Source organism: Curtobacterium sp. HSID17257, from assembly GCF_003989515.1.
Classification (GTDB): domain Bacteria; phylum Actinomycetota; class Actinomycetes; order Actinomycetales; family Microbacteriaceae; genus Curtobacterium.
On record NZ_RBLU01000036.1, the window covers coordinates 22683 to 30871 of the forward strand.

Here is an 8189-nt window from a genome sequence, read left to right on the forward strand (position 1 = left end):
GAACCCCGTGGCGCGAGGTGCTCCCGGTTGTGCAGCGGCGCGGTCGAGCGGTGGCGGCGAGGTGCGCGGTCGAGCGGTGGCGGCGAGGTGCGCGGTCGCGACGGCTCAGCCGGTGACGCCGAGGACGATCTGCACGACCGCGACGACGGCGAGCGCTGCGATCGGCACGCCGGCTATCCAGAGCCCTGCCCGCTTCTGCGTCCGCCGGATCGTCGGGGTCACGTGCGAGGTCTGCGCGAAGCGGGTCGCGGCGACGAGCTCGGGGGCGGCGGCGGGTGGCTCGGGCTCGGGCTGGGGCCGGTCGTCCTCGAACGCCGGGACCTCGACGACCAGGTCCTCGGCTCGGGTACGGTCGGGCAGCCGGGCGAACCGCTGGCTCGTCGCGCGCGGGTCGCCGTCCCGCAGGTCACCGTGTCGCTCGTCCATCGCGTTCCCCTTCCGCCGGTGCCCGCATCGTACTCGTCCGACTCGACGATGCCGGATCGGGTACGGGCCGGCGGGCTGGCGGACCCGCGGGCCTGGGGTGGACGCAGGACGCCCCGGCGGCCGGGTCACCCGCCGTCGTCAGGCGTAGCGGCGGGCTGCGCGCAGCGCGTGGTCGGTGTACGAGCCGCCGAACAGGAACACGTGCAGCAGCAGCGGCGCGAGCTGGTGGAGCTCGACGCGCTCCTGCCACCCGTCGGCGAGCCGGGACTCGGCGTCGTAGGCGGCGAGCACGGTCTCGAGTCGGGGGAGTCCGAACAGGGCGAGCAGCGCCAGGTCGGTCTCCGCGTGCCCGCCGTGCGGCGTCGCGTCGATGAGCACCGCCCCGGTCGGTTCCGAGGAGTCCCTGGGCCACAGGACGTTCCCCGCCCAGAGGTCGCCGTGGATCCGCGCGGGGGCGTCGCCGATGAGCCGGGGCTGCGGGGAGCCGAGCGTGCCGTCCTCGAGCCGGTCGGCCACGCGGTCGAACACCGCGGCCTCAGCGGCGTCGAACCCGCCTCGGTCGACGATGCGCTGCACGAAGTCCCGGATGCGGTACTCGGCGAAGAATGCGCCCCAGGCGGCCGGTGCGTCGGCTGCGCTGGTGAAGGGCGTGCGCGAGCGGCCCATGCGCAGGCCACCGCTCGTCGGGAACCCGGGGGACGGCGCACCCCAGTGCGACGCACCGGCGGCGTGGGTGTGCGCGAGCGACCGTCCGAAGCGTTCAGCCTGGGCCCTGGTCGGGGAGCCGTCAGCGATCCGTTCGAGGTGCAGGACGGTCGGCCGGGGGTGGTCGAGCACGCGGGCGATCCGGGTCCCGCCGGTGTCCTCGGCCTCGGCGAGCCAGGCCAGGCCGGCTGCCTCGGCGGTGGCCTCGTCCGGGTCGCGGAAGGTCTTTTCGTGGATGTCGGGCACGCATGCCATCCTGCCGAGACTGCGGCGCCGACGTTCAGGCTCAGCGGCGGGCGGCGTGCACGACCAGGGCGAGCTGTACCCGGTTGTCGACCCCGAACTTTTCGTACACGTGGCCGACGTGCGTCTTGACGGTGGCCAGGCTCACGAACAGGTCCGACGCGATCTGCGCGTTCGAGGCGCCGGCCGCCACGGCCAGGGCGACCTCCGTCTCGCGGTCGGTCAGGGTCGACAGGAGTGCGCGCTCCGCGGCACCGTCGGCGGCCGCGGTCGCGACGGCGGCCGCCCCACGCTCCGTCCCGGTCGAGGCGCGCGCTGCGAAGGCGATGACGCGGTCGAGCACGGAGGGCGACAGGGTCGAGCGCCCGGCGGCGACCGTCCGGACCGCCTCGACGAGCTGCTGCGGCGGGGTGTCCTTGAGCAGGAAGCCCCGTGCACCCCGCTGCAGCGCGCCCAGCACGAGGTCGTCGTCCTGGAACGTGGTGAGCACGAGCACGGCGAGGTCCGGCTGCTTCCGGAGTTCCCGTGCGGTCGCCACCAGGCCGTCGCACCGGGGCATCCGGATGTCCATGAGCACGACGTCGGGCGCTGCGGACGCGATCACGCCCTCGGCCTCGAGTCCGTCGCCCGCCTCGCCGACGACCTCGATGCCGTCGTCGCCGCTCAGGAGCAGCCGGAGTCCGGCCCGGACGAGGTGGTCGTCGTCGACGAGGACGACCCGGATCGGTGCGCTCACGCCGCCCACGGCAGCACCGCCTCGACCACGTGGGTGCCGTCGGCACCGCGTCCGGCGCTGAAGGTGCCGCCGACGAGCCGGGCACGTTCTGCCAGGCCCCGGAGGCCGTGGCCCGCGGCCCGGTCGTCGTCGTCGGGCACGAGGCCCGTCGTCGGGTTGCTCACCCGCACCCGCAGCGCGGGCCCGCCGAGCCCGTCGACCGCGACGGAGACGGGTTGCCCCGGCGCGTGCCGGCGCGCGTTCGTCAGCGCCTCCTGCACCACCCGGTAGGCGTGCCGTCCGACGGCGTCGGGTGCGTCGGCGACCCGCTCGTCGACGGCCGACGACACCCGGGCGCCGGAGCTCCGCGCCTCGTCGAGCAGCGCGGGCAGGTCCCGGAGGGTCGGCTGCGGGGGAGCGGCTCCGGCGAGCGCGGCGCCGTCCCCGGGCTCCCGCAGCACGCCCAGCACGTCGCGGAGTTCGGTGAGCGCGGCGTGCGCCTCGGCACGGACGACCCCGGCGGCCTCGACCGTCTCGTCGGGCGACAGCGACCGGCCGCGGTACTCGAGCGCACCGGCGTGGAGGGCGACGAGGGACAGCCGGTGCCCCAGCACGTCGTGCATCTCCCGTGCGAGGTGCGCGCGTTCCTGCTCGCGGGCGCGGTCCTCACGGAGCTGCTGGTCCCGCTCGAGCAGGGCCGCCCGCTCCCGGAGCGACTGGACGAGCGCGCGGCGCTGCCCGATCGCGACGCCGACGGCCACCACCAGCGCGAGGAAGATCACCGAGACGAGGATCGTCTGCCACATCGGCACGTTCCCGTTCGGGAAGACGAGGGCGTCCCCGACGAGCCCGGTGACGAGCATCGCGACCGTACCGACCGCGATCTCCACCGGTCGGCGTCGGACCGCGAGGGAGACGAGGGCGAGCACCCCCGCCCCGGCCGCGATGGTGGACACCGTGCTCATCGCGATCACCAGGAGGGTGACGAGCAGCGGGGATCGGTGCCGGAAGCAGTACAGGACGAGGGCGACCAGCCCCGCCCCGAGGTCGGTGAGCAGGCCCAGGCCGAGGCGCGCGTCCGACCATCCGTCGGTGTCGAGCTCGGGCCAGACCACCCCGAACGCGATGAGACCGGCGAGCGCGGCCACGACCACGCGCCAGGACTGCGCCCACACGCGTCGGCCGAGGGGCACGGGCTGGAGCGGGGTGGCGGTCACGTCCCCGAGCCTAGGAACTGCGGCACCCGCGTCGGATCGGCCGAAGGTCGGAGAACCGGGGTGCGGGCGGCGTCACACCGCGTCGACCAGTGCCTGCGCCAACGGGTGCCACGGCCGCGAGCTCGGGCCGCTCAGCACCAGCGTCCGCACGTACCGTGGCTCCACGGGCAGCATCACCAGGTCGTCGGGCAGCATCACCCGCCCGAGGGTCGGGACGATCGAGACGCCCTCGCCGCGCTGGATCATCCCGAACATCGTGCTCATCTCCCGCACGCGGTGCGCCCAGCGGAACGGCTGGCCGGCGAGCTCGTGCATGCGCTGGATCTGGTGCTCGCACCCGCCGCCGCCGGCGACCAGCCCGTCCTCGTGCAGGTCGTCGAGCGTCAGCGCCGCACTCGAGGCGAGCGGGTGGTTTCGCCGCACCACCGCGCCCATCTCGTCCCGCGCGACGACCACGCCGCCGTCGGGTAACGGCCCCGGGTCGACGAGCACGGCCGCGTCCACGGTGCCGCCTTCGAGCCACTCCGCCATCTCGTCGTCGTCGCCCTCGTAGACCTGCACGTCGACGTCGGGCAGCGTCACGGCCCACAACTCGCGGAGCCGCGGCAGCAGGCCCTGGCAGACCGTCGGCACGGCGGCGAGGCGCACGGTGCCGCGGACCGTGGCGGGCCGCACCACGGCCTCCAGGGCGTCGACCGAGGCGAGCACGCTGCGGGCGTGGGCCAGCATGCGGTCGCCGAGCGGGGTGGCCACCGCGGCGCCGCCGCGACGGACCACCGGGCCCCCGACCTCGCGTTCGAGCCCGGCGACGGCGTGCGAGACGGCGGACTGTCCGACGCCCAGCGCGGATGCCCCGCCGGTGAAGGAACCGGCGTCGACGGTCGCGACGAACGCGCGGAGCTGCTGGATCGAGAGGGTCATGCGTGCCCTTCATGGCGTCATGCAGGGCAGTCGTTCGACACATGCCCGAGTGGTGGTCGATGCTAGCGCTCGTGAACGCCCTCCTCTACGTCCTGGTCGCCCTCACCTGGGGCTCGAGCTTCTTCTTCGCGAAGATCGGGCTCGAGGGACTCGCGCCGCAGCAGGTCGCCACCGTGCGCACCGTGCTGGGCGCGGTCACGCTCGTGGTCGTGCTGCTCGTCACCCGGCGGCGGTGGCCGCGGGAGCCGCGCGTCTGGGGGCACCTGCTCGTCGTCGCGGTCTTCCTGAACGCGGTGCCGTCGTCGCTCATGGCGTGGGCCGAGCAGACCGTGCCGTCGGGCCTGGCGAGCATCTACAACGCGACGACGCCGATCATGACGCTGCTGGCACTCGCCGTGCTGGTGCCCTCCGAGCGACTCAGCCGACGACAGCTCGGCGGGATCGCCCTCGGGATCCTGGGCGTGCTCGTGCTCGTCGGCCCGTGGGACCTGGTCGGCGACCCTGCCGTCCTCGCCACCGTCCCCGGGCAGCTGGCGCTGCTCGGCATGACCGCCTCGTACGGCATCGGCCTCGCGTGGCTCCGACGCTTCGGCGTCGGGAGCGGCCAGGACCCGACCACCGTCGCGACGGTGCAGCTCACGCTGGCGGCGGTGCTCATGCTGCTCGTCGCGCCCGTCATCGCCACCGGTCCGGTGCAGCTGGACTGGAGGATCGTGGCCGCGATGGTCGCGCTCGGTGCGGTGGGCACGGGGCTGGCCTACGCGTGGAACACGCGCTTGGTCGGGGCGTGGGGCGCCGGGCGGGCATCGACGGTGACGTACCTGACGCCGGTGGTCGGGGTGGCGCTCGGGGTCCTCGTGCTCGGTGAGCCGCTGCGGTGGAACGAGCCCGTGGGCGGTGTCGTGGTGCTGCTCGGGATCGCGCTGGCGTCGGGGGTGCTCGGGCGTCGGCAGCGGAGGGCACCGCGGGCTGCGGCCGCTGCGTGAGGTGGCGCGCGGGCGCTTGCGCGGGCTCTTGCTCGGACTGGATGCTGCTCGCTGCAGGACCACTCCTTGCCCGTTCTTTCCCAAAGCGCCTGCGATGGAAAGCGGAAACGGGCGTACCTGGTGGGAACGAACGACCAGCTACGCCCGGATCGACCAGGTACGCCCGGAACGGGGCGGGTCAGAAGGCGGCGAGCGCGTGCTCGAGCATCCGGTGTCCCTGTCGCTCGAAGCGCTCGTCGTGCACCGCGAAGGCCCACACCGCCGTCCCCACCGCCTCACGCAGCTGGAGCCAGCGCCAGTCGTCGGCGTCGCGAGGGTCGGACCCGTAGCCCGCGAAGAACGCGTGCTCGAGCTCGGGGGAGTCCTCCCAGTGCAGGACTGCCAGGCGGGTGAGGTCCGCTGCGGCCGGGCGGAACGCGAAGCGACCGAAGTCGATCGCACGCAGCCGACCGTCCTGCACGATCCAGTTCCGCGGGTGCCAGTCGCCGTGCGTCGGCACCAGCGTCACGGGGTGCGGTCTCGACGATCGGAGCAGCGTCCGCGCGCGGTCCTCGAGCGGGGGATCGATCCGGTGCGGGGCGTCGAGGGAGCGGAGTGCCTTCGCGGTCTCTGCGGCCAGGTGGTCCGCATCGGTGCGGGTCGCCTGGTCGTGGAGCCTCCGGAGGATCGTGCCCGCCTGCCGGTGCACGCTCGCAGCGGTCTCGTCGGAGGTCCTGAGCGCGAGGTGCCCGGGGACCCGTTCCAGCACGAGCACACGGCTCTCCGTGTCCGCGGCGACCAGACGCCCCGTGTCGTCACCGCGGAGGAGCGCCCCGGTCCAGTGCCGGTGCGCCGTCAGCTCCCGCGGGAAGTGCGAGTTCTCCGGTCCGGACGCCTTGACGGTGTGGTCGCCGGCACCACTGCGGACGTGGAGCACCCGGGTGTCGAGGAGGCCCCACGACTCGTCCGCCACCGTCGACGCCCCGGGGAGCACCCGGGCGACGAACGCCGCCTGCGCCGGGCTCAGCCCGCTGTCGTCCCACCCCACGGCGCCATCCTGGCACGGGGGAGACCGATCATCCGGTAGTCGTGCACCGTCCTTGTCGCCCTCGGGCACGGGAGGTACAGTCCGGATCACCCGTCGACGGAGACGGCCCCTCGACGGGACGAGGAGCGCACCGCCGTGCTGCGCGCTCCCCGCACGTGCCGCCGCCGACCGATCGAGGAGGATCACATGGCGAGCAACCACGCAGTCGCGTACAAGGGACCCGGGAAGGTCGAGGTCATCGACACCGACTACCCGACGTTCGAGCTCAAGGACGGACCCGGGGTGAACCCGGCGAACGTCGGACGCAAGGTGAACCACGGCGCGATCCTGCGCACCGTGGCGACGAACATCTGCGGCAGCGACCAGCACATGGTCCGCGGCCGCACGACGGCCCCGACGGACCTCGTGCTCGGGCACGAGATCACCGGCGAGGTCGTCGAGGTCGGACCGGACGTCGAGTTCATCAAGGTCGGTGACATCGTCTCGGTGCCGTTCAACATCGCCTGCGGGCGCTGCCGGAACTGCAAGGAGCGGAAGACCGGCATCTGCCTCAACGTGAACCCGGACCGACCGGGCAGCGCCTACGGCTACGTCGACATGGGCGGGTGGGTCGGCGGCCAGGCCGAGTACGTGCTCGTGCCGTACGCCGACTGGAACCTGCTGAAGTTCCCCGACCGCGACCAGGCGCTCGAGAAGGTCCTCGACCTCGCGATGCTCTCCGACATCTTCCCGACCGGCTTCCACGGTGCGGTGACCGCGGGGGTCGAGGTCGGCTCGACCGTGTACGTCGCCGGCGCCGGGCCCGTGGGCCTCGCAGCCGCGACCGGCGCGTTCCTGCTCGGTGCGAGCGTGGTGATCGTCGGCGACATGAACGCCGACCGGCTGGCGCAGGCGCGCAGCTTCGGGTGCGAGACGGTCGACCTGACGAAGGGCGACCCGGCCGACCAGATCGACCAGATCCTCGGTGAGCCCCTCGTCGACTGCGGCATCGACGCCGTGGGCTTCGAGGCGAAGGGGCACGGCTCCGGCTCCGGCCACGAGGCGCCCGCCACGGTGCTCAACTCCCTCATGGACGTCACGGCGGCCGGAGGCGCACTCGGCATCCCCGGGCTCTACGTCACGGGTGACCCGGGCGGCGTCGACGAGGCGGCGAAGAAGGGTGCCCTCTCGCTCAGCCTCGGCACCGGGTGGGCCAAGTCGCTGTCGTTCACCACGGGCCAGTGCCCGGTGATGAAGTACAACCGGCAGCTGATGATGGCGATCCTGCACGACCGGACGAGCATCGCGAAGAACGTCAACGCGAAGCCGATCGGACTCGACGAGGCCCCCCGCGGGTACGAGGAGTTCGACAAGGGCGCAGCGACGAAGTACGTGCTGGACCCGAACGGCCTGATCCCCGCGGCCTGATCGCAGCGCACCACGGCCCGTGGCGCCTCGACACCCGAGGCGCCGCGGGTCAGCGCCGCCGTCGCACCCGTGCAGCCGCCGGTCCGTACGCTCGCCGGTGTGAGCGACACCCGCAGGCCCTCGACCGTCCGCCTGCTGTTCGCGTCGTCCCACCCCGGCCCGACCGTCACGGTGACGGTCCTCGCCGCCGTGATCGCCGCCGCCGTCGGGCACCCCTGGTGGCTCGTCGTGCTCGTGGCGCTCGCCGTCGTGGCCGGGCAGCTGTCGATCGGCCTCGCCAACGACTGGATCGACGCCGACCGCGACCGGGCGGTCGGCCGCAGCGACAAGCCCGTCGCCCGCGGACTCATCGCCGTCCGCACGGTCCGGACCGCTGCCTTCGCGACGGCCGGTGTCGCCGTGCTCCTGTCGATCGCTCTCGGGCCCGTCGCCGCGGTCGCCCACGTCGTCCTCGTCGCTGCCGGCTGGGCCTACGACGCCGGACTGAAGCGCACCGTGTGGTCCGTCGTGCCGTTCGTCGTGGCGTTCGGACTGCTGCCGGT

Annotated in this window: 9 protein-coding genes; 3 read left to right on the top strand and 6 right to left on the bottom strand. The window is 73.8% G+C overall.

The genetic code is table 11. From position 1 onward, the window contains the following. Nucleotides 1–105: 105 nt before the first annotated feature. From D8M35_RS07970 to D8M35_RS07990, 5 genes are all read right to left on the bottom strand, one after another. The gene (locus D8M35_RS07970; protein WP_126891372.1) at nucleotides 106–426 is read right to left on the bottom strand and encodes a hypothetical protein; all 321 of its coding nucleotides are present in this window, start codon (nucleotides 424–426) and stop codon (nucleotides 106–108) included. A 138-nt stretch (nucleotides 427–564) separates the two neighbouring features. Next, the gene (locus D8M35_RS07975; protein WP_238638145.1) at nucleotides 565–1377 is read right to left on the bottom strand and encodes a fructosamine kinase family protein; all 813 of its coding nucleotides are present in this window, start codon (nucleotides 1375–1377) and stop codon (nucleotides 565–567) included. Between the two features lie 40 nt (nucleotides 1378–1417). After that, on the bottom strand, nucleotides 1418–2119 hold the full coding sequence (locus tag D8M35_RS07980) for a response regulator transcription factor (RefSeq protein WP_126891374.1): 702 nt from the start codon (nucleotides 2117–2119) through the stop codon (nucleotides 1418–1420). Then, a complete protein-coding gene (locus D8M35_RS07985; RefSeq protein WP_238638146.1) occupies nucleotides 2107–3306 on the bottom strand; it encodes a sensor histidine kinase in 1200 nt (399 codons plus the stop codon). The genes D8M35_RS07980 and D8M35_RS07985 overlap by 13 nt, the downstream gene beginning before the upstream one ends. A gap of 72 nt (nucleotides 3307–3378) precedes the next feature. After that, nucleotides 3379–4227: a LysR family transcriptional regulator gene (locus D8M35_RS07990; protein WP_126891375.1), complete on the bottom strand. Its 849-nt coding sequence runs from the start codon at nucleotides 4225–4227 to the stop codon at nucleotides 3379–3381. A 71-nt stretch (nucleotides 4228–4298) separates the two neighbouring features. On the opposite strand from D8M35_RS07990, the gene D8M35_RS07995 reads away from it, so the two are divergent. Next, nucleotides 4299–5213 (top strand): DMT family transporter, encoded by a 915-nt coding sequence (locus D8M35_RS07995; protein WP_126891376.1) that lies wholly within the window; start codon nucleotides 4299–4301, stop codon nucleotides 5211–5213. A gap of 178 nt (nucleotides 5214–5391) precedes the next feature. Here the strand turns inward: D8M35_RS07995 and D8M35_RS08000 are convergent, their stop codons facing one another. After that, a complete protein-coding gene (locus tag D8M35_RS08000) occupies nucleotides 5392–6240 on the bottom strand; it encodes an aminoglycoside phosphotransferase family protein (protein ID WP_126891377.1) in 849 nt (282 codons plus the stop codon). Nucleotides 6241–6426: 186 nt separating this feature from the next. On the opposite strand from D8M35_RS08000, the gene fdhA reads away from it, so the two are divergent. Both fdhA and D8M35_RS08010 read left to right on the top strand, forming a co-directional pair. After that, nucleotides 6427–7647 carry a formaldehyde dehydrogenase, glutathione-independent gene (fdhA, locus tag D8M35_RS08005; protein WP_126891378.1) on the top strand — a complete coding sequence of 407 codons (1221 nt, stop codon included), beginning with the start codon at nucleotides 6427–6429 and terminating at the stop codon, nucleotides 7645–7647. Between the two features lie 99 nt (nucleotides 7648–7746). Next, a partial coding sequence (locus tag D8M35_RS08010) for a UbiA family prenyltransferase (protein ID WP_161972622.1) occupies nucleotides 7747–8189 on the top strand: 443 nt, incomplete at its 3' end.

Bases quoted from the DNA above. Each gene is read 5' to 3' on its own strand.
- D8M35_RS07990 (WP_126891375.1), bottom strand. From the start codon at position 4,227: ATGACCCTCTCGATCCAGCAGCTCCGCGCGTTCGTCGCGACCGTCGAC.
- D8M35_RS07970 (WP_126891372.1), bottom strand. From the start codon at position 426: ATGGACGAGCGACACGGTGACCTGCGGGACGGCGACCCGCGCGCGACG.
- fdhA (WP_126891378.1), top strand. From the start codon at position 6,427: ATGGCGAGCAACCACGCAGTCGCGTACAAGGGACCCGGGAAGGTCGAG.